Origin of the sequence: Pseudomonas sp. FBF18 (assembly GCF_024261405.1) — a bacterium.
Classification (GTDB): Bacteria; Pseudomonadota; Gammaproteobacteria; order Pseudomonadales; family Pseudomonadaceae; genus Aquipseudomonas; species Aquipseudomonas palmensis.
Map to the genome: position 1 here is coordinate 53049 of NZ_QKRS01000016.1, position 22185 is coordinate 75233.

General features: G+C 65.3%; 16 protein-coding genes. 13 read left to right on the forward strand and 3 right to left on the reverse strand.

All coding sequences use genetic code 11. From position 1 onward, the window contains the following. Positions 1 to 135 precede the first annotated feature (135 nt). The 4 genes from DN387_RS21110 (at position 136) to DN387_RS21125 (ending at position 4898) form a co-directional block, all read left to right on the forward strand. Positions 136 to 732, forward strand: coding sequence for a 50S ribosomal protein L25/general stress protein Ctc (locus tag DN387_RS21110; RefSeq protein WP_043864327.1), 597 nt, complete (start codon positions 136 to 138; stop codon positions 730 to 732). A gap of 75 nt (positions 733 to 807) precedes the next feature. After that, positions 808 to 1392 (forward strand): aminoacyl-tRNA hydrolase, encoded by a 585-nt coding sequence (gene pth, locus DN387_RS21115; protein WP_043864326.1) that lies wholly within the window; start codon positions 808 to 810, stop codon positions 1390 to 1392. Positions 1393 to 1413: 21 nt separating this feature from the next. Further along, positions 1414 to 2514, forward strand: coding sequence for a redox-regulated ATPase YchF (ychF, locus tag DN387_RS21120; protein ID WP_054916246.1), 1101 nt, complete (start codon positions 1414 to 1416; stop codon positions 2512 to 2514). Between the two features lie 179 nt (positions 2515 to 2693). Then, positions 2694 to 4898, forward strand: coding sequence for an OsmC domain/YcaO domain-containing protein (locus DN387_RS21125; RefSeq protein ID WP_054916247.1), 2205 nt, complete (start codon positions 2694 to 2696; stop codon positions 4896 to 4898). A gap of 99 nt (positions 4899 to 4997) precedes the next feature. Here the strand turns inward: DN387_RS21125 and metE are convergent, their stop codons facing one another. Next, on the reverse strand, positions 4998 to 7286 hold the full coding sequence (metE, locus tag DN387_RS21130; protein ID WP_054916248.1) for a 5-methyltetrahydropteroyltriglutamate--homocysteine S-methyltransferase: 2289 nt from the start codon (positions 7284 to 7286) through the stop codon (positions 4998 to 5000). A gap of 208 nt (positions 7287 to 7494) precedes the next feature. Between metE and DN387_RS21135 the strand changes: the two genes are divergently transcribed. The 5 genes from DN387_RS21135 (at position 7495) to DN387_RS21155 (ending at position 14107) form a co-directional block, all read left to right on the forward strand. After that, positions 7495 to 8871, forward strand: a complete 1377-nt coding sequence (locus tag DN387_RS21135) for a cystathionine beta-synthase (protein ID WP_043864322.1) — start codon at positions 7495 to 7497, stop codon at positions 8869 to 8871. Then, positions 8868 to 10034: a PLP-dependent aspartate aminotransferase family protein gene (locus DN387_RS21140; RefSeq protein WP_043864321.1), complete on the forward strand. Its 1167-nt coding sequence runs from the start codon at positions 8868 to 8870 to the stop codon at positions 10032 to 10034. The genes DN387_RS21135 and DN387_RS21140 overlap by 4 nt, the downstream gene beginning before the upstream one ends. A gap of 101 nt (positions 10035 to 10135) precedes the next feature. After that, entirely contained in the window at positions 10136 to 10666 is a 531-nt protein-coding gene (locus DN387_RS21145; protein WP_043864320.1) for a sigma-70 family RNA polymerase sigma factor, read from the forward strand. After that, positions 10663 to 11631, forward strand: a complete 969-nt coding sequence (locus DN387_RS21150) for a FecR domain-containing protein (RefSeq protein WP_229589133.1) — start codon at positions 10663 to 10665, stop codon at positions 11629 to 11631. Before DN387_RS21145 ends, DN387_RS21150 begins: the two co-directional genes overlap by 4 nt. Before the next feature lie 85 nt (positions 11632 to 11716). Then, positions 11717 to 14107 (forward strand): TonB-dependent receptor, encoded by a 2391-nt coding sequence (locus DN387_RS21155; RefSeq protein ID WP_236171989.1) that lies wholly within the window; start codon positions 11717 to 11719, stop codon positions 14105 to 14107. Positions 14108 to 14114: 7 nt separating this feature from the next. Here DN387_RS21155 and DN387_RS21160 read toward each other — a convergent pair whose 3' ends face one another. Together DN387_RS21160 and DN387_RS21165 are read right to left on the reverse strand one after the other, a co-directional pair. Further along, on the reverse strand, positions 14115 to 15470 hold the full coding sequence (locus DN387_RS21160; RefSeq protein WP_054916250.1) for an amidase: 1356 nt from the start codon (positions 15468 to 15470) through the stop codon (positions 14115 to 14117). A gap of 13 nt (positions 15471 to 15483) precedes the next feature. Continuing rightward, on the reverse strand, positions 15484 to 16815 hold the full coding sequence (locus tag DN387_RS21165) for an MFS transporter (protein ID WP_043864317.1): 1332 nt from the start codon (positions 16813 to 16815) through the stop codon (positions 15484 to 15486). Positions 16816 to 17062: 247 nt separating this feature from the next. Between DN387_RS21165 and DN387_RS21170 the strand changes: the two genes are divergently transcribed. The 4 genes from DN387_RS21170 to DN387_RS21185 all read left to right on the forward strand — a co-directional run bounded on the left by DN387_RS21170 (position 17063) and on the right by DN387_RS21185 (position 22178). Next, entirely contained in the window at positions 17063 to 18061 is a 999-nt protein-coding gene (locus DN387_RS21170; RefSeq protein WP_229589130.1) for a LacI family DNA-binding transcriptional regulator, read from the forward strand. Positions 18062 to 18171: 110 nt separating this feature from the next. Next, a complete protein-coding gene (locus DN387_RS21175) occupies positions 18172 to 18687 on the forward strand; it encodes a sigma-70 family RNA polymerase sigma factor (protein WP_043864315.1) in 516 nt (171 codons plus the stop codon). Next, positions 18674 to 19630 carry a FecR domain-containing protein gene (locus DN387_RS21180; RefSeq protein WP_054916251.1) on the forward strand — a complete coding sequence of 319 codons (957 nt, stop codon included), beginning with the start codon at positions 18674 to 18676 and terminating at the stop codon, positions 19628 to 19630. Before DN387_RS21175 ends, DN387_RS21180 begins: the two co-directional genes overlap by 14 nt. Positions 19631 to 19721: 91 nt before the next feature. Beyond that, positions 19722 to 22178: a TonB-dependent receptor gene (locus DN387_RS21185; RefSeq protein WP_054916252.1), complete on the forward strand. Its 2457-nt coding sequence runs from the start codon at positions 19722 to 19724 to the stop codon at positions 22176 to 22178. Positions 22179 to 22185: the final 7 nt, after the last annotated feature.

Sequence of the window (22185 nt, forward strand, 5' to 3'; positions counted from 1 at the left end):
CCTGGCCCTCGCGAGATCACGTTGACGTAAAGCGCCCCGCCCCAGCACTGGTTGTTGGGGCGGGGCTTTTTTGCCCTCCCCGGTTTGGCGCTGGTCGCAAACGCCGCCGGGGTCTGGCTATTTTGGAGAAACAACATGACTGATTTCACTCTGAACGCCCAAGCGCGTACCGACCTGGGGAAAGGTGCGAGCCGCCGCCTGCGTCGTCTCGCCGCCCAAATCCCTGCCGTTGTCTACGGTGGTGACAAAGAAGCGCAATCCCTGACCATCGTGGCCAAGGAAATCGCCAAGCTGTTCGAAAACGAAGCTGCCTTCAGCCACGTGATCGAACTGAACGTTGACGGCACCAAGCAGAACGTCATCGTCAAGGCCCTGCAGCGTCACCCAGCCAAGCAGTTCATCATGCACGCCGACTTCGTGCGCGTTGTTGCTGGCCAGAAACTGACCGCTATCGTTCCTGTGCACTTCGTCAACGAAGAAGCACCGGTCAAGAAAGGCGGCGAAATCTCCCACGTAGTGTCGGAGATCGAAGTTTCCTGCGAAGCCAAAGACCTGCCTGAGTTCATCGAAGTCGACCTGGCCAAGGCCGAAATCGGCACCATCATCCACCTGTCGGACCTCAAAGCTCCGAAAGGCGTAGAGTTCGTCGCTCTGGCCCACGGTGATGACAAGGCTGTTGCAAACGTTCACGCTCCGCGTGTTGCGCCTGAAGCAGAAGGCGCTGCCGAGTAATCCACTCGACACGCCGGCGTTGACCGGGTTGCAGCCCCGCGCTGCAACCCACAACTCCAAGGAAGAGCCCCTGACGTGACCGCCATCCAACTGATCGTCGGCCTGGGAAACCCCGGCCCCGAATACGAACAGACCCGGCATAACGCAGGGGCTCTTTTCGTGGAACGCATTGCCAGCGCCCAGCGCGTCAACCTGACCGCTGACCGCAAGTATTTCGGCCTGACGGCTAAATTCAGCCATCAGGGCCAGGACGTTCGTCTGCTGATCCCCACCACCTACATGAACCGCAGCGGCCAGGCCGTTGCTGCACTGGCGAACTTCTTCCGCATCCCGCCAGATGCCATCCTGGTGGCCCACGACGAACTCGACCTGCCCCCCGGCGTCGCCAAGCTCAAGAAAGGCGGCGGCCATGGCGGGCACAACGGCCTGCGCGACATCATCGCGCAGCTGGGCAACAACAAAGACTTTCACCGTCTGCGGCTTGGCATCGGCCACCCGGGTGACAGCACCAAGGTGTCCGGTTTTGTCCTTGGCAAGGCGCCCCGCGCCGAGCAGGAAAAACTCGATGCCAGTATCGATTTTGCCCTCGGCGTGCTGCCGGACATCCTCGCCGGCGATTGGACGCGTGCGATGAGAGAGCTGCACAGCCAAAAGGCCTGACTCCACGAAGAGGGATTCACCATGGGTTTCAATTGCGGCATCGTCGGCCTGCCCAACGTCGGCAAGTCCACCCTGTTCAACGCCTTGACCAAATCCGGCATCGCGGCAGAAAACTTCCCCTTCTGCACCATCGAGCCGAACAGCGGCATCGTGCCGATGCCCGACCCACGTCTGGATGCCCTGGCTGCGATCGTCAAGCCCAACCGCGTGCTGCCGACCACCATGGAGTTCGTCGACATCGCCGGCCTGGTGGCAGGTGCGTCCAAGGGTGAAGGCCTGGGCAACAAGTTCCTGGCCAACATCCGTGAAACCGATGCCATCGCCCACGTGGTCCGCTGCTTCGAAGACGAGAACGTGATTCACGTCTCCAACAGCGTCGACCCCAAGCGCGACATCGAGATCATCGACCTGGAACTGATCTTCGCCGACCTGGACAGCTGCGAGAAGCAACTGCAGAAGGTCGCGCGCAACGCCAAGGGCGGCGACAAGGATGCCCTGGCACAAAAGGCCATCCTCGAGAAGTTGATTGCGCACTTCACTGAAGGCAAGCCGGCGCGCAGCCTGATGAAGACCATGGCCGACGACGAGAAGGCGCTGGTACGCGGTTTCCACCTGCTGACCAGCAAGCCGGTGATGTACATCGCCAACGTTGCCGAAGACGGCTTCGAAGACAACCCGCACCTGGACGTGGTCAAGGCCATTGCCGAGGAAGAGGGCGCGATCGTGGTACCGGTCTGCAACAAGATCGAAGCCGAGATCGCCGAGCTGGAAGACGGTGAAGAGAAGGACATGTTCCTCGAAGCCCTGGGCCTCGAAGAGCCAGGCCTGAACCGCGTGATCCGTGCCGGTTACTCGCTGCTCAACCTGCAGACCTACTTCACGGCCGGCGTGCAGGAAGTGCGGGCCTGGACCGTTCGCGTGGGCGCCACCGCGCCTCAGGCGGCCGGCGTGATCCACACCGACTTCGAAAAGGGCTTCATCCGTGCCGAAGTGGTCGCCTACGACGACTTCATCCAGTACAACGGTGAAAGCGGCGCGAAGGAAGCCGGCAAATGGCGTCTGGAAGGCAAGGACTACATCGTCAAGGATGGCGACGTGATGCACTTCCGCTTCAACGTCTAAGCCCCGAGCCGGGTCGCCACGACGCCCGACGCACACCAAACCCCTTGAGCGTTTACGCCTCAGGGGGTTTTGTTTTTACCGGTGTCGGTCACGCCTTCGGGTGACATGCCAAGACTTCCGGGCAAAAAGCCGGATAATGGCGGCCAATTCGTTTCGCACTTTCAGCACGGTATTCCCGCATGGAAATCAAGGTCAATTTTCTCGACAACCTTCGACTTGAAGCCAAGTTCGATGACTTCACGGTGGTGGCCGACCAACCCATCCGCTACAAGGGCGATGGTTCGGCACCCGGCCCGTTCGACTATTTCCTGGCCTCCTCGGCCCTGTGCGCGGCCTACTTCGTCAAGCTGTACTGCGAAACGCGCAACATCCCCACCGACAACATTCGCCTGTCGCAGAACAACATCGTCGACCCGGAAAACCGCTACAACCAGATCTTCAAGATCCAGGTCGAGCTGCCGACCGACATCTCGGCCAAGGACCGCCAGGGCATCCTGCGTTCCATCGACCGCTGCACCGTGAAGAAGGTGGTGCAGACCGGTCCCGAGTTCGTGATCGAGGAAGTCGACAACCTCGATGCCGACGCCCAGGCCCTGCTGATGCTGGACGCCCAGGCGCAGACGCGCACCGTGATCGCCGGCAAGGACCTGCCGCTGGAACAGACCATCGCCAACATGTCGGGCATCCTCGCAAGGCTTGGGATGAAGATCGAGATCGCCTCGTGGCGCAACATCGTGCCCAACGTCTGGTCGCTGCACATCCGCGATGCGCATTCGCCCATGTGCTTCACCAACGGCAAGGGTGCGACCAAGGAAGGCGCACTGGCCTCGGCACTGGGCGAGTTCATCGAACGCCTGAACTGCAACTTCTTCTACAACGACCAGTTCTGGGGCGAAGACATCGCCAACGCCGACTTCGTGCACTACCCCGACGAGCGCTGGTTCAAGCCGGGCCGCAAGGACGCGCTGCCGGCCGAGATCCTCGACGCCCACTGCCGCGACATCTACAACCCCGACGGCGAACTGCGTGGCTCGCACCTGTACGACACCAACTCGGGCAACACCGAGCGTGGCATCTGCGCCCTGCCCTTCGTGCGCCAGTCCGATGGCGAGGTGGTGTACTTCCCGTCCAACCTGATCGAAAACCTGTACCTGAGCAACGGCATGAGCGCCGGCAACACGCTGGCCGAGGCGCAGGTGCAGTGCCTGTCGGAGATCTTCGAGCGCGCGGTCAAGCGCGAGATCCTCGAAGGCGAGCTGGCCCTGCCCGACGTGCCGCAGGACGTCATCGCCAAGTACCCCGGCATCCTCGCCGGCATCCAGGGCCTGGAGGCCCAGGGCTTCCCGGTGCTGGTCAAGGATGCGTCGCTGGGCGGTGAGTTCCCGGTAATGTGCGTGACCCTGATGAACCCGCGCACCGGCGGCGTGTTCGCCTCGTTCGGCGCGCACCCAAGCCTTGAAGTGGCGCTGGAACGCAGCCTCACCGAGCTGCTGCAAGGGCGCAGCTTCGAGGGTCTGAATGACCTGCCGCAGCCGACCTTCGAAAGCCAGGCGGTGACCGAGCCGAACAACTTCGTCGAGCACTTCATCGACTCCAGCGGCGTGGTGTCGTGGCGCTTCTTCAGTGCCAGGGCCGACTTCGAGTTCGTCGAGTGGGACTTCTCCGGCCAGGGTGAAAACTCCAACGCCGAAGAAGCTGCCACCCTGTTCGGCATCCTCGAAGGCATGGGCAAGGAAGTGTACATGGCGGTGTACGAGCACCTGGGTGCCACCGCCTGCCGCATCCTGGTACCAGGCTACTCGGAGATCTACCCGGTCGACGACCTGGTGTGGGACAACACCAACAAGGCGCTGCTGTTCCGTGCCGACATCCTCAACCTGCACCGCCTGGACGATGACGCCCTGCAAGCGCTGGTCGAGCGCCTAGAAGACAGCGAACTGGACGACTACACCGACATCACCACGCTGATCGGCATCGAGTTCGACGACAACACGGTGTGGGGTCAGTTGACCATCCTGGAGCTCAAGCTGCTGATTCACCTGGCGCTGGAGCGTTTCGAGGAGGCCAAGGAGCTGGTGGAGACCTTCCTGCAGTACAACGACAACACCGTCGAGCGCGGGTTGTTCTACCAGGCGTTGAACGTGGTGCTGGAAGTGGTGCTGGACGACGAGATGGCGCTTGAAGACTACGCCGTCAACTTCCGGCGCATGTTCGGGGACGAGCGCATGGATGCCGTACTGGGCTCGGTGGATGGCAGCGTGCGTTTCTACGGCCTGACCCCCACCAGCATGAAGCTCGAAGGTCTGGACCGTCACCTGCGCCTGATCGACAGCTACAAGAAGCTGCACGCGGCACGTGCCCGTGCGGTAGCGGGCACACGCTGATACAACGCCGATCCTGCAGGCCATGGCCTGCAGGATCGGCGTTGCCAGGCTTGTTCGTTCGCCAACAGGTCGCGGTGGCGGCCAACAAGCCTCAAGCGATCACCCCAGTTCGTTGCGCAACAAGCGGGCAGCACTCACCATGTTCGCCAGCGCCGCCTCGGTTTCCGGCCAGCCGCGGGTCTTCAGGCCGCAGTCCGGGTTGACCCACAGGCGCTCGACCGGAATGCGCCGGGCAGCCTTGCGCAGCAGCTCGGCCATTTCCGAAGCCTCCGGCACCCGGGGCGAGTGGATGTCGTAAACCCCCGGGCCGATCTCGTTCGGGTAGTGGAAGGCTTCGAATGCCTCCAGCAGTTCCATGTCCGAACGCGAGGTTTCGAGGGTGATCACGTCGGCATCCATGGCGGCAATCGATTCGATCACATCGTTGAACTCGCTGTAGCACATGTGGGTGTGGATCTGGGTTTCGTCGCGCACGCCCGAGGCGCACAGGCGAAACACTTCGGTAGCCCAGTCCAGGTACTGCTGCCACTGCGCCCGGCGCAGCGGCAGGCCCTCGCGAAACGCCGCCTCGTCGATCTGCACGATCTTGATGCCGGCCGCCTCCAGGTCCACCACTTCATCGCGGATGGCCAGCGCCAGTTGCCGCGCCTGCACCTCGCGCGACACATCTTCACGCGGGAACGACCACATCAGCAGGGTCACCGGCCCTGTCAGCATGCCCTTCATCACCTTGTCGGTCAGGCCCTGTGCGTAGCGGATCCACTCCACCGTCATGGCATGCGGTCGACTCAGGTCGCCGAAGATCACCGCCGGTTTCACACAGCGCGAACCGTAGCTCTGCACCCAGCCGAAGCGGGTGAACACGTACCCATCGAGCTGCTCGGCAAAGTACTCGACCATGTCGTTGCGCTCGGCTTCACCGTGCACCAGCACGTCCAGGCCCAGGCGCTCCTGCACCTGCACGGCGTGGCGAATCTCGCTGTGCATCGCCTCCACGTATTGGCCCTCGCTCAGCTTGCCCTGCCTGAACGACTGGCGTGCCAGGCGAATCGAACCGGTCTGCGGGAACGAACCGATAGTGGTGGTCGGCAACAGCGGCAGGTCCAGGCGGGCACGCTGGCGGGCGATTCGCGTGGCAAAGGGCGAGTGGCGCTGGCTGTCCTTCTCGCTGATGGCTGCCACACGGGCCTGCACCGCCGGCTTGTGGATGCGCGTGGAGGCAGCGCGGCTGGCCTGCACCGCACGGCTGCGGGCCAGGGCCTGCACCACCGGGGCCGCCTCGGGCTGGTCGAGGGCATGGGCCAGGATCGCGACTTCCTCGCACTTCTGCACGGCAAAGGCCAGCCAGCTCTTGAGCTCGGCATCGAGCGTGTCTTCACGGCCCAGGTCTACCGGGCTGTGCAGCAACGAGCACGACGGCGCCACCCACAGACGCTCGCCCAGGCGCTCATGGGCGTGCTGCAGCACGGCCAGGGCCTTGTCCAGGTCGCAGCGCCACACGTTGCGGCCGTTGACCACACCCAGCGACAGCACCTTGTAGGCCGGCAGGCGGTCGAGAATGGTCGGGTACTGCTCGGGGGCGCGCACCAGGTCGATGTGCAATCCGTCGACCGGCAGGTTGGCCGCCAGCCCCAGGTTCTCCTCCAGGCCACCGAAGTAGGTGGCAACCAGCTTTTTCAGCGGGTCGCGCTGGATCAGGTTGTAGGCACGCTCGAAGGCGTTCTTCCACGCCTGCGGCAGGTCCAGCGCCAGGATCGGCTCGTCGATCTGCACCCACTCCACACCCTGTGCAGCCAGGCGCTGGAAAATCTCGCCGTACAGCGGCAGCAGGCGCTCGAGCAGCTCGAGCTTGTCGAAGTCGCCGCCCTTGGTCTTGCCCAGCCACAGGTAGGTCAGCGGGCCGATCACCACCGGCTTGACGTCGTGGCCCAGGGCCCTGGCCTCGGCCACTTCCTCGAACAATTGTTCCCAGCCCAGGCCGAACTGCTGGTCGGCGCTGAATTCAGGCACCAGGTAGTGGTAGTTGGTGTCGAACCACTTGGTCATCTCCTGGGCATGCGCACCGCCACAGCAGCTGTCGCTGACGCCACGCGCCATGCCGAACAGGGTCTGCAGGATGGCCTTGCCGTGCTGCGGGCGAAAGCGCTCGGGCACCACGCCGAACATCAGCGAATGGGTCAGTACCTGGTCGTACCAGGCAAAATCGCCCACCGGCAGCAACTGGATGCCGGCCTGGCGCTGCAGGGCCCAGTGGGCCTTGCGCAGTTCGCTGCCCACAGCACGCAGGCCCGCCTCGTCGAGCTCGCCTTTCCAGAACGCTTCCTGCGCCTTTTTCAGTTCGCGGTCGCGACCGATACGGGGGAATCCGAGTGAGTGGGCCAGTGCCATGACAATGCTCTCCTTAGGGGGTGATGGCAGCCATTGTCGTCAGGGCCGCAGAATGAGACAAACTCATTTAATTTCACATCAAATCAAGTTCTGCTCATGTAAAGACATCGACAGCGCTGCGCCTGGAGGCGCAACCGGCTGGCCGGACAGGGTTGCGAGGCCCCTGATCTGCGCCTAAGGTCAAACGACCCCGAAGCGAGATGACGTCATGCCCAACGCCTCGAACCCCGCCGTACTTGCCCTGATCGGCAACACCCCGATGGTGCAGGTGAGCCGCTTCGATACCGGCCCCTGCACACTGTTCCTCAAACTCGAATCACAGAACCCCGGCGGCTCGATCAAGGACCGCATCGGCCTGGCCATGATCGATGCCGCCGAGCGCGACGGGCGCCTGCGCCCCGGCGGCACCATCGTCGAGGCCACCGCCGGCAACACCGGCCTGGGCCTGGCGCTGGTCGGGCGGGCCAAGGGCTACCGAGTGGTGCTGGTGGTGCCCGACAAGATGTCCACCGAGAAGGTGCTGCACCTCAAGGCCATGGGCGCCGAGGTGCACATCACCCGCTCCGACGTCGGCAAGGGCCACCCCGACTATTACCAGGACGTGGCCGCACGGCTGGCGGCGGACATCCCCGATGCGTTCTTCGCCGACCAGTTCAACAACCCCGCCAACCCGCTGGCCCACGAGACCAGCACCGCCCCGGAAATCTGGGCGCAGACCCAGCACGATGTGGACGCCATCGTGGTCGGCGTGGGCTCGGCCGGCACCCTTACCGGGCTGACCCGTTTCTTCAAGCGCGTGCAGCCGGGCCTGGCCATGGTGCTGGCCGACCCGGTGGGCTCGGTGATGGCCGAGTACAGCCGCAGCGGCACCCTGATCACGCCTGGGGCGTGGGCAGTGGAAGGCATCGGCGAGGACTTCGTGCCCTCGATCGCCGACCTCTCCAGCGTGCGCCAGGCCTACTCGATCAGCGACGAAGAAAGCTTCGAGCATGCGCGTCAGCTGCTGCGCGCCGAAGGCATTCCGGGCGGCTCCTCCACCGGCACCCTGCTGGCCGCCGCGCTGCGCTACTGCCGCGAGCAGACCGAACCCAAGCGGGTGGTCAGCTTTGTGTGCGACACCGGCACGCGCTACCTGTCCAAGGTCTACAACGACCAGTGGATGACCGACCAGGGCCTGCTGCAGCGCACCCGCTACGGCGACCTGCGCGACCTCATCGCGCGGCGCTTCGAGGATGGCCGGGTGATCAGCGTGCGCCCCGACGACACCCTGCTCACTGCCTTCCAGCGCATGCGCCTGGCCGACGTGTCGCAATTGCCGGTGCTGGTCGACGGCCAGCGCCTGGTGGGCGTGATCGATGAATCCGACATCCTGCTGGGCATGCATGAAGACCCGTCGCACTTCTCCCTGAGCGTAGCCAGCGCCATGACCGACCAGCTGGAAACCCTGCCGCCGTCTGCCAGCCTGGCGGCGCTGCAGGCCGAACTGGACCGTGGCCTGGTGGCGATCATTGCCGACGCCTCGGGCTTTCACGGCCTGATCACCCGTGTCGATATGCTTAACCACTTGCGCAGAGCACTCCCATGACCCAGCACGACAAGACCGCCTTCGCCACCCGCGTGATCCATGCAGGGCAATCGCCCGACCCGTCCACCGGCGCGCTGATGCCGCCGATCTATGCCAACTCCACCTACATCCAGCAGAGCCCCGGCGTGCACAAGGGCCTGGACTACGGGCGCTCGCACAACCCCACGCGCTGGGCACTGGAGCGCTGCGTGGCCGATCTGGAGGGCGGCACCCAGGCGTTCGCCTTCGCCTCCGGGCTGGCGGCGATCTCGGCGGTGCTCGAACTGCTGGATGCCGGCTCCCACATCGTTTCGGGCAATGACCTGTACGGCGGCACCTTCCGCCTGTTCGAACGGGTGCGTCGACGCAGCGCCGGGCACCGCTTCAGCTTCGTCGACCTGTCCGACCTTGCCGCGTTCGAGGCAGCGTTGCAGGACGACACGCGCATGGTGTGCATCGAAACCCCGAGCAACCCGCTGCTGCGCCTGAGCGACCTGGCGGCCATCGCACGCCTCTGCCGTGCACGCGGCATCCTCTGCGTGGCCGACAACACCTTTGCCAGCCCATGGATCCAGCGCCCGCTGGAACTGGGTTTCGACATCGTGGTGCACTCGAGCACCAAGTACCTCAACGGGCATTCGGACGTGATCGGCGGCATTGCCGTGGTGGGTGACAACGCCGAGCTGGCCGAGCGCCTGGGCTTCATACAGAACGCGGTGGGCGCCATCGCCGGCCCGTTCGATGCCTTCCTCACCTTGCGCGGGGTCAAGACCCTGGCCCTGCGCATGGAGCGCCACTGCAGCAATGCCCTGGCACTGGCGCAGTGGCTCGAACAGCAACCGCAGGTGGCGCGTGTGTACTACCCCGGCTTGCCCTCGCACCCGCAGCACGCCCTGGCGCGCCAGCAGATGCACGGTTTTGGCGGGATGATCTCGCTCGACCTGGCTACCGACCTGGCCGGTGCCCGACGCTTCCTGGAGCAGGTACAGATCTTTGCCCTGGCCGAAAGCCTGGGCGGTGTGGAAAGCCTGATCGAGCACCCGGCGATCATGACCCATGCCACCATCCCCGAGCAGACGCGCGCGCAACTGGGCATTGGCGACGCCCTGGTGCGCCTGTCGGTAGGCGTGGAAGACCTCGATGACCTGCGCGCAGACCTGGCCCAGGCACTCGCACGTATCTGACCCCCATCAGCGCAAGCCAGCCCCTTGCTTGCGCTGATTGCCCAATGCCCGCCGGCTGAATATACTTGATAACTATTCTCATTCGGTACGGGCGCCACACGATGACCTCCCCTCCTTGCGGCTACCGTACCAACGTGGCCAGCCTCTACAGCGACAATCACGGCTGGATCCAGCAGTGGCTGGCGCGGCGTCTGGGCAACGTGCACGATGCCGCAGAGCTGGCCCACGACGTATTCCTGCGCCTGCTCGCGCAACCGCGCGAGTTCAGTAGCGACGGGCATGCGCGGGCCTACCTGAGTACGGTGTCCAAACACCTGTATGTGGATTTCCAGCGCCGCAAGCAGGTCGAGCGTGCATGGCAGCAGACGCTGGCCAACCAGCCGCAACGCATCGCCCCCTCCGAAGAGCACCAGGCGTTGATCCTGGAGACTCTGGGCCAATTGCAGGCCATGCTCGAACGCTTGCCGGCACCTGTGGCCGAAGCCTTTTGCCTGGCGCAATTGCAGGGCCTGAACTATCGCCAGATCGCCACGCAGCTGGGTGTAAGCGAACGCACGGTCACCAAGTACATGGCCCAGGCCATGCTCCAATGCCTGCTGCTGGAAGTGGAACTGGACGGGGCCTTGCTGTGAGCGCGGCCCTGGACTCTGCCACCCTGGAGCAGGCCGCCGACTGGTTCGCACGCCTGCGCGCCGCGCCAGCCGATGCGGCCTTGCGGGGCCAGTGGCAACAGTGGCTGGAACAACAGGAACAGCACCGTATCGCCTGGACCTACGTGGAGCGCATCAGCCAGCGCTTCGACAGCCTGCAACCGCAAGCCGGGGCGGCGCATCAGACGCTCGCCAGCCTGCGGCGCATGCAACGCTCCCGCCGCCAGGTGCTAAGCAGCCTGTGCGTGCTCAGCGGTGGGGCGACGCTGGGCTGGCTGGGCTGGCAACGCCACTGGGTGGACGACCTGCAAGCGCTCACTGCCGGCACCACCACCGCAGTGGGCGAGGTACGTCGCCAGGTGCTGGCCGACGGCACCCTCCTGTGGCTCAACAGCGCCACCGCCCTGGATGTACAACTGGACGGGCAGCGCCGGCTGCTGACCCTGTACAGCGGTGAAGTGCTGATCGAGACCGCCGCTGAGGCGCGGCCCTTCCAGGTGCAGACCCGGGCCGGCAGCCTGGTGCCCCTGGGTACGCGCTTCAGCGTGCGCCAGCAGGGCGCCCGCACCCTGCTCAACGTGTACGACGGCGCGGTACGCGCCACCTGTGCCGCCAGCGCAATACAGCGGGTGGCCAATGCGGGGCAGGGCCTGGGCTTCGATGCCAGCACCATGGCCGCCACCACGCCGGCCTGCGCCCAACGCCAGGCCTGGAGCCAAGGCCTGCTGGTGGCGCAGGACATGCCACTGGGGGATTTCATTGCAGAGCTGGCCGACCATCGGCGCGGGCACCTGGCGGTGAACCCGCTGATCGCATCATTAAGGGTCATGGGCACCTACCCGCTCAACGATACCGACCAGGTGCTTGCCATGCTCGAAAGCGCCTTGCCGGTGCGAGTGTCACGACGCTTCGACTGGTGGGTGACCCTGGAGCCTGCCGAAAAATAAAAAGCGTCAGGTGCTTCCGGTTTTTGCGGCTCATTCGAATTAGAGGAGAACACCCTTTCACCCCTGCGCGCCCGAAGGATTCTGCATGCCACTCGCCTCTTCCCCTGCCCTGTTGAAACGCCCCCTGGCCCTGCTCATTGCACTCGCCAGCGGCGCCGCCACCGCCGCGCCACTGGACATCCCCGCCGGCCCCCTGGCCAGCCAGTTGAACCAGCTGGCAAGCCAGGCCGGTATCTACCTGGCCAGCGACGCCGCCCTGACCGCCGGCAAACAGAGCCGGCCCGTGACCGGTGCAAGTACCCCTGAGCAGGCCCTGCACGGCATGCTTGCCGGCACGGGCCTGAGCGTGGTGCGCACTGGCGAAAACCGCTACCAGCTGATCACCGCCCCCACCGGCAACGCCGTGGAACTGGGCGCCACCAGCATCAACGGCGCAGGCCTGGGCGAGACCACCGAGAACACCGGCGCCTACACCACCGGCCAGACCCGCACCGCCACCAAGCTCGGCCTGTCATTGCGCCAAACCCCGCAGTCGGTCACCGTGATCCCGCGCCAGGTACTGGACGACCACAAGCTTGCCTCGCTCGACGATGTGGTCAAGTTCACCCCCGGCCTGTCGAGCAACCACCGCGACAGCGACCGCTATACCTTCTACTCGCGCGGTTTCCAGATCCAGAACATACATTACGACGGCATCCCGACCCAGGTGGCCAACGAGTCGCAGCAATTCACCAGCACCCTGTCGGACATGGCGATCTACGACCGTGTCGAAGTGGTGCGCGGTGCCACCGGCCTGCTCAGCGGTGCGGGCTCGCCCTCGGCCACCCTGAACCTGGTGCGCAAGCGGCCCACGGCCGACTTCCAGGGCTACGTCTCGGGAGAAGCCGGGGCCTGGGACCGCTACCGGGGCGAATTCGACGTCGCCGGCCCGCTGACCGACTCGGGTGCGGTGCGCGGCCGCCTGGTCAGCGCCTATGAAACCGCCAACTCGTTCGTCGACTGGTACAAGACCGACAAGCGCGTGATCTACGGCGCACTGGATTTCGACCTGAGCGAAAGCACCCTGCTACGCGTGAGCCTGGACTACCAGAACAACAACTCCGACGGGGTCAGCTTCGGGCACATTCCGCTGTTCAACAACAATGGCAGCGCGACGAACTTTTCCCGCTCGTTCAACCCCGGAGCCCGCTGGAGCTACCTGGACAACACCCAGTACAACTTCACCAGCGTGCTGGAGCAGAAACTCGCCAACGACTGGAGCCTCAAGGCGTCCTACAGCCACCAGTACGCCTACCGCCGCGGCGTGACCGGTTCGGCCAGTGCCGGGGCGCCCGACCCGCAGACCGGCACCGGCGTGTCGATGTACATCAACCGCCTGGACAGCTACCAGACCCAGGACAACGCCGACCTGTACGCCAGCGGCCCGTTCGAGCTGGGTGGGCGCGAGCATGAACTGGTGGTGGGTGCCAACATCGCCTACACCCACCTCAACTACCCGACCTATCAACGTGCCAACCCGGCGGTCGACGATATCAACCAGTGGGATGGCAACCCGGGCGGCAAGCCGCACCTGTCCAAGACCGAAGAAAGCCTGACCCGCCTGAGCCAGTCGGGCACCTACACGGCCCTGCGCCTCAAACCCTATGACCCGCTGTCGATCATCCTCGGCACCCGGGTCAGTTGGTGGGATCAGAAAGACGACAGCAGCGACGAACCGACCGGCGCCAGCACCAGCCGCGACCGTACCAGAAAATCCGGCGTGGTCACCCCGTATGCCGGTGTGGTGCTGGACCTGAACGACACCTTCTCGGTGTACGCCAGCTACACCAACATCTTCCAGCCGCAGACCTACTACAAGACTGCCAGCAACACCTCGCTGGAGCCGCTGCAAGGCGACAACTACGAACTGGGCATCAAGGGCGAGTTCTACGACGGTGCGCTGAATGCGAGCCTGGCACTGTTCGAAGTGCAGCAGAAGAACACCCCGCAGTACGTCGGCGAGTCCCCCCAAGGGCGCGAAATCTACCGGGCCATTGCCGGTACCACCACGCGCGGCATCGAAACCGAAGTGTCCGGCGAAGTGCTGCCGGGCTGGAACATCATCGGCGGCTATACCTACCGTGAATCCCACGACAAGGACGGCAATCGGGTCGAAACCAACCAGCCGATGAACCTGTTCAAGCTCGGCACCACCTACCGCCTGCCGGGGCAGCTGAACCGCCTGACCGTGGGCGGCAACCTGGTCTGGCAGAGCGACATCTACGCGGTCAACGGCACCTACGGCACCAAGGCACACCAGGGTGACTACGGGGTGGTCGGGTTGCTGGCCAACTATGCGGTGGATGAACACCTCACGGTCGGCCTGAACCTCAACAACCTGTTCGACACCCATTACTACGACGGCCTGGGCACCTTCAACTCAGGCTCCTACGGCGAACCGCGCAATGCCATGGTGAATGCCAAGTGGACGTTCTGAGGCTGCATCAAGTGCGAACGTAGCGCTGCGCCAGCAACTGCAGCAGCTGATCGTCGGCACCCGCCGCACCGATCACCTGCAGCCCCACCGGCATGCCCCGCACCTGCCCTGCCGGCAGGCTGATGGCCGGCAGGCCGGTGAGGTTCCAGGCACTGGTGTAACTGAGCACTGCAGCACGCACGTCGATACGTTGCTCACCCACCTGTACCTCGCGTGCATCCACCGGCGTCGCGGTGATCGGCACGCTGGCCGAGACCAGGAAGTCATAACGCTCGAACAGCCGCGCCATCGCCGCCTTGAGCCGAGCCTGGCCGGCCTGGGCGCGAATGTACTGCCAGCCCCTGACCTCGCGTGACAGCTCAAGGCGTTCGCGCACCTCCTGCTCGAACAGCTGCGGCGCCGTCTGCATGCGCTCGGCATGCACGTCGTAGGCCTCGGCGCGCTGCAGGGTGAGCAAGGTGTCCTTGAGCTGCGCCACCAACGGCTCCAGCTCGCCGGTCTGCTCCAGTGCATCGCCAAACAGCTGCTGCGCAGCCTGGTACACCTGCCCCTGAACGTCGGCGTCCAATGGCCCGAAAGTGCCCGGCTCGATCCAGCCTACACGCAGCGGGCGACGCAGCGTGGCCGGCGCGCAGGTACGCGCGGCGATCACTTCGAACACTACCCGGGCATCGTCGACATGGTTGGCAATCGGGCCCACGTGGTCGAGGCTCGACGACAGCGGGAACACCCCGTCCAGCGGCACGGCAGCGAACGACGGCTTGAAGCCGACCGCGCCGCACAACGCCGCCGGAATGCGGATCGAGCCGCCGGTGTCGGTGCCCAGTGCCAGCGGCACCATGCCGCTGGCCACCGCCGCTGCACTGCCAGCGCTCGAACCGCCGGTGATGCAGCGCGCATCCCACGGGTTGCGCGCCGCGCCCTGCAGCGAGCGGTCGCCGGTGGGGCCATAGGCGAACTCGTGGGTCAGGGTCTTGCCCACGATTACCGCGCCGCCCTCGCGCAGGCGCTGCACGCACAGGGCGTCCTGCGTGGGGCGAAAGCCTTCGAAGTGCGCCGAACCATAGGTGGTCACGTGGTCGAAGGTGTCGATGTTGTCCTTGATCGCTACCGGTATGCCGTGCAGCGGGCCCAGGTCCAGGCCCTGGGCAAACAGTTCGTCGGCCTTGCGCGCCTGCGCCAGCGACACTTCGGCATCCACGGCGACAAAGGCATTCAGTGCCGGGTTCAGGCGCTCGATGCTGTCGAGCGCGGCCTGGGTCAGCTCGACACTCGTCAGGCTGCCGGCGCGCAGGCGCCGCGCCAGGTCGCCGACCGACAGGCCAAAAAAGTATCCAGTGTGGGTTGGCTTGGCCAGGTTCATACAGGCAACTCCATCAAACCGTTGCAGGTGTAGGGGAAGGGACAACCTGCCGGCTGCCGGGGCGCACCATCAGCATCGCGCTCATGCCCAGGGCCGTGGCCACGGCGGCGGCCACGAACATCGACGAGTAGCCATAGCGCACGGTCAGGTAGCCGGTGAGCATCGGCGCGATGAACGAGGCGGTGTTGGCGATGAAGTGGGTCATGCCGCTGTAGGCACCGACGCGGTTGGATGGCGCGGTGTCGATCACCACGGCCCAGTAGACCGAGTTGGGCAGCGCGTTGAGGGCGTTGGCCAGGGTCATCAGGGCGATCACGCCCCATACGGTCTGGGCCTGCGACACCAGCATGAAGCACAGCGTGGTCAGCAGCAGGCAGGTTGCGGCCAGCCAGCTGCGCGCCACCTTCAGGTTGCCGGTGCGGCGCAGCAGCAGGTCGGAGATCTTGCCGCCCAGCAGCACGGTGAAGCAGGCGCCGGTCCACGGGATCATGCCCATGTACCACAGCGACGACAGGTTGTAGTGGAACTCGTCCTGCAGGTACTTGGGGGTCCAGGTCAGCAGCAGGAAGGTGACGTACACGAACGAGAAGTAGCCCACCGCATTGAGCAGCAGGTCTTTGTTCTTGAAGAAGTGCCAGATCGGCGCAACGCTGGTGGTCGGGGTGCTGGCGTTGGCGGCAGCGGCACGCTCCTGGCGCAGGAACTCGCGCTCGGCCTCGGACACCCGCGGGTTTTCATCCGGGGTGTTGGTGAAGCGGGTCATGAAGAAGATCAGCAGCGCCAGGCTGACCACGCCCAGTACCACGAACATGCTGCGCCAGTCGCCGGTCAGGGTCTGCAGGCCGACCGCCACCGGGGCGGTGAGCAAGGCGCCCAGCGGTGTGCTGAGCAGGCCCACCGAGACCACGAAGCCGCGTTCCTTGGGCGTGGCCCAGTTGGCCACGCTCTTGTTGATCACCGAGTACGCCGGGCCTTCGGCAAAGCCGAACAGCACGCGGATGGTGGCAAAGCCGGCCATGGCCGAACCGCCCATGAAGGCCAGGCCCATGTCGCCGGCAAAGGCGGTGGCGATCTCGAAGATCGACCAGGTGCCGCCGGCGATCAGCCATACGCGCTTGGCGCCGAAACGGTCGGCCAGGATGCCGCCGATCAACGCACCGACGATGTAGCCGTAACCGAAATAGCCCAGCACGTTGCCCCAGTCGGCCTTGTCGAAACCGTACTCGGGGAGAATGCTGGCCGAGGCATACGAAATGGCACCACGATCGATGTAGTTGAGCAGCGCCATCAGCATGATCAGGAAGAAAATCTGGTAGCGAAAGCGCGGAACGGGTGGGTTGTTCATAGGGATCTGACTCTTCAAGTGATGGCAGAAGTCAAAAATGCGGCCGCGTCCGGCGTATTTTTATTGTGTTGCCCAAACGTTTGGGTTGAGCGAATGTATTCACACAAAAACATTTAGTCAATCGTTTGGGTAAAGGTTGTTTGCCGAGACAAGCCGTCGATTGGGTTAGAATCGCGCCCCGAAATCAGCCACGGTTGGAAGCCCCTCGAACATGCCCACTCCATCACGCCCTGCCACCTTGAAGTCCATGGCAACCGCCCTCGGGGTGCACGTTTCCACCGTGTCGCGGGTGCTCAATGGCGACCCTGCCGGGGTCGAGCGCGCGGCATCGGCCGAGGTGGTGGCGCGTATTCGCGCGTTGGCGAAAGAGCTGGATTATCGGCCGAACACGCAGGCATCCAACCTGAAGTTGCGCAAAAGCCAGGAGATCTGCGTGCTCATGCCGCGCCTTACCGACCTGGTGATGGCGACCATCTACGACAGCATCGACGCCGCCGCCGAACAGGCTGGCTACCTGACCTTCGTGTCCAATACCGACGATCAGCAACCCCGCCAGCTGGCGCGGGCCGAGCATGCCCTGCGCCGCTCGGTGGCGGGGTTGATCGTGGGCGACTCGCATGTGGGCGAGCAGCAGCCATTGCTGGAGCTGCTGGGGCGCAAGCACATCCCCTACGTGCTGGTCAGCCGGCAGATTGCCGGGCACCTCACGGCGGGCAGCGATGACGAGTTGGGCGGCTGGCTGGCGGCCGAGCACCTGTACCGCCTGGGCTGTCGCGACGTGGCGATCCTGGCGGGCGAGCGGCACGCCTCCACCGGTGCCGACCGCACCCGCGGCTTTACCCGGTACTACCGCGAACAGGGCATTACCCTGCGCCCGGAATGGACGCTCAATGGCCCGTTCGACAGCCTCACCGGGCACAAGCAGGGCGAGTACCTGCTGGGGTTGAACCCGCGCCCCCAGGCGTTTTTCGCGGTGAACGACTTTCTGGCCATCGGCCTGATGGGCGCCGCGCGGGACAAGGGCCTGGAGCCGGGCAAGGACATCGCCGTGGTGGGTTTCAACGACACACCATTGGCCAACGAACTGATCGTGCCGCTGACCAGCGTGCGCCTGCCGCTGGCCGAGATGGGTCGGCATGCAGTGGAGTTGCTGCTCAAGCGCATCAAGGGTGAAGCGGTGGAGTCGATCATTCTGGCGCCGCAGTTGCAGGTGCGGGCGAGCTCGGGATTGCGGGTGGCTGGCTGAAGAACGGCTGGCAAAGAGGCCCGCACGCCCACCAATTGCATCGCGCCCTGCTCCCCGCATAGAATGCGAACGATTCACAATCACTTCTTGCGCGCAGGCCCCGACCGACGATGCCCACCAGCGACACGCTCCCTCCGTCCGAGGTCGACCTGCTCTACCGTACCCACCACTCCTGGCTCAACACCTGGCTGCAGCGCCGCGTTGGCTGTCACGCCCACGCCGCCGACCTGGCCCAGGACACCTTCGTGCGCCTGCTCAAGGCTCGCCACGCGCACCCGCTCAAGCAGCCGCGTGCCTACCTGAGCAGCATCGCCCGCGGCCTGATGATCGACCAGTTCCGCCGCCGCGCGCTGGAACAGGCCTACCTCGAAAGCCTGGCCCACCTGCCCGCCGCGCACGCGCCCAGCGAAGAACAGCGCTGGATGATCCTCGATACCCTGCAACGCCTCGACCGCCTGCTGATGCAGCTCAAGCCACGGGTGCGCCAGGTGTTTCTGCACGCGCAACTGGACGACATGAGCTGCCCGAAAATCGCCGAACAGCTGGGTGTGTCCCGCGCCACGGTGGAGCGCGACCTGGCCAAGGCCATGGGCGTCTGCTATCGGTTGCGCCATGCCCGAGGCTGAGCCAGCACCGGGCCAGGCCCACGTCGACCAGGCCATCGAATGGCTGGTGCAACTGCGCTACAACACGCCCACCGTACAGGCCGAACAGGCCTTTGGTCGCTGGCTCGACCAGCACCCGCACAACGCCCTGGCCTGGGCCCAGGTCCAGGCCATGAGCGAGGAGTTCAGCAGCCTGCCCCGCGAGCTCAGTCGGCGCACCCTGGAGGGCACGCAGCGACGCAGCATCGGCCGGCGCGACAGCCTCAAGCTGCTGGGCCTGCTCGGCGCCGCCGGCACCCTGGGCTGGGTCGGTCGCGAGCCGCTCGGGCTGCCCACCCTGCTGGCCGACAAGCACACCGCCACCGGTGAGCGGCGCACCTTCCACAACAACGACGGCAGCGTGATCCAGCTCAACACCGCCAGCGCCATCGACCTGCGCTTCGCGGCCGACCTGCGCGCGCTGAGCCTGATCCAGGGCGAGGTGTCCATCGATACCGGCAACGACCCACGCCCACTGCGCGTGACCACCCGTGACGGTGTACTGCAAACGCAAGGCTCGCAATTGCTGGTACGCGAACGTACCGACGGCACCCTGCTGGCGGTGCGCCAGGGCAGTGTGACGCTGTACCCCGGCAACGGCACCGCGCCGCGCATCGCCCGCCCCGGCGAGCAACTGCTGTTCAGCGCCAGCGGCCAGGTCGGCCCGGCCGTGACTCACGCCGACCCGTGGGGCTGGCGCGAAGGCGTGCTCAGCGTGCAGCGGATGCCCCTGGGCGAGTTCATCGCCGAGCTGTCGCGCTACCGCCCCGGCGTGCTGCGCTGCGCCGAGGCGGTGGCCGGGTTGAAGGTGTTCGGCACCTATCAGCTGGCCGACACCGACCAGATCCTGGCGCTGGTGGCCGAGGCACTGCCGATTCGCATCGACTACCGCACCCGCTACTGGGTCAGTGTCAGCCCGGCTTGAATCTGTTTGAAAAATAAATGAGGTGGTTTCTCATTCAGCTTCGGCCTGTAGGGATAAAGGCGAAACGTCTGTCTCTTCTCAGGAGCCCCGAATGATCCACCCCAGTGTTGCCCGCCCCGATCCCCTTCAGCGCGCCGTGCGTGGCGCCTTGCTCGGCCTGGCCCTGAGCGCCGCCGCTGCGCCGTTGCTGGGCGCTGCCGCACCTGCGGCCACCCAGCAGGTGCAACGCTGGAACATTCCCGCAGGGCCCCTGGACGCAGCGCTTGAGCAGATGGCCCGCCAGGGTGGGCTGAACCTGTCGTATGACGCCGCCAGCCTGCAGGGCAAGACCACCGCCGGCGTGTCCGGCAGCCACGACAACGCCCAGGCCCTGGCGCTGCTGTTGCAGGGCAGCGGCGTGCAGGTACAGCAGAAGTCGGCCAACAGCTTCCTGCTGCTGCCGGCGGTGGACATCGGCGACGCCCTGGAGCTGGGCGCCACCAGCATCTCCAGCGACCGCCTGGGCGAAACCACCGAGCACAGCGGCTCGTACACCACCGGTGCGGTGACCATCGGCAAGATGCCCCAGACCCTGCGCCACACGCCGCAATCGGTGTCGGTGCTGACCCGCCAGCGCCTGGACGACCAGAACATCACCAACCTCACCACCCTGATGGAGCAGACCCCGGGTGTGGTGGTCGACTACGTCGACAGCGAGCGCGTCACCTACTACTCGCGCGGCTACCAGATCGACGCCATCCAGTATGACGGCGCCACCGTGGTGCAAGGCAGTGGCGGCGGCTCGTTCATCCAGAGTGACTCGGCGATCATCGACCGCGCCGAGATCCTGCGCGGCGCCACCGGCATGCTGCGCGGCGCGGGCAACCCCTCGGGCACCGTCAACCTGGTGCGCAAGCGCCCTACCCGGGACTTCCAGGCCTCGGCCAGCGTCACTGCCGGCTCCTGGGATGCGCAGCGCTACGTGGCCGACCTGTCGGGCGCGTTGACCGACAACGGCGCGATCCGAGGCCGCATGATCGCCGTGCACGATGACAAGGACTCGTTCCAGGACAGCCGCATGGAGCGCAAGAACGTGTTCTACGGCGTGCTGGCCGCCGACCTGGGCGAACGCACCACACTCACCGGTGGCATCGAATACACCGAGCTGGAGGCCACCGGCTCGTGGGGCGGCCTGCCGGCCAACTTCGATGGCTCGCCGCTGAAGCTCTCGCGCAGCACCTACCTGGGCGCCGACTGGAACCGCTGGAACCGCAGCAACCTGCAGACCTTCGCCGAACTCGAGCATGTGTTCGACAACGACTGGACGCTCAAGGTATCGGGCACCCGCACGCAGTTTCGCCTCGACGACCACGGCTTCAAGCAGACCTACTTCACCCGCGCCAGCACCACCAACCCCTACCTGATGAACTACCAGGTGACCGAGGGCGACGGCGGCGAAAGCGAGCAGACCAACCTCAGCGCCACCCTCAACGGCCCCTTCCAGCTGCTGGACCGCGAGCACGAACTGATGGTGGGCGTGGAGCGCATCCGCAACGACTCCACTGCCTCGGCCACCAACTTCACGGCCTCCGGGGTGTTCGACATTCGCGAATGGGACCCCAAGACCAGCCTGCCCGAGCCGTCGATCAACATCAGCGCAAAGCCGGTGATGACCCGCACCACCCAGCAGGCGGCGCACGCCACCTGGCGCATCTCGCTGGCCGACCCGCTGACCGCGGTGATCGGCGCGCGCATCAACTGGTACGACTACGAGCAGGAAAACAACCTCAAGACCTCAGGCAAGTACAGCGTCGACCGCGAGATCGTGCCGTATGCGGCGCTGATCTACGACCTGAACAACAACCTGAGCCTGTACGGCAGCTACACCGAGATCTTCAACCCGCAAAGCGCCACCGATGCGTCCAACGCGGTGCTCGACCCGGTCACTGGCGAAGCCTACGAGCTGGGCGTGAAGGGCGAGTTCTACGATGGCAGGCTCAACACCTCGCTGGCGGTGTTCCGCATCTACCAGGTGGGCAACGCCCTGGATGACCTGGGCAGCCCCGACCCGTGCCTGCCCAACTACACCAGCGGCCACTGCAAGGTGGCCGCCGGCAAGAACCGCAGCGAAGGGTTCGAACTGGAAGTGACCGGCGAAGTGCTGCCCGGCTGGCAGGTGTCGGGGGGCTACACCTACACCACCACCGAGTACCTCAAGGACACCCTCAGCAACACCGGCAACGTGCTGCGCCCCACCGACCCCAAGCGCCAGTTGAAGCTGTTCACCAGCTACCGCCTGCCGGGGGCATACGACGCCTGGACCGTGGGTGGCGGGGTCAGTGCGCAAAGCGACATCTACTCGCGCAACGGCAATGCCGTGGCCTCGCAAAGCGGCTATGCGGTGTACAGCGCGCTGCTGGGCTACCGCTTCAACCAGCACTATTCGCTGCAGCTCAACGCCAACAACCTGTTCGACAAGCACTACTACAAGAAGGTGGGCGCCACGGCCACGGGGTACTACTACGGCGACCCGCGCAACGTCTCGCTGACCCTGCGCGCAAGCTTCTGAGGCCGGC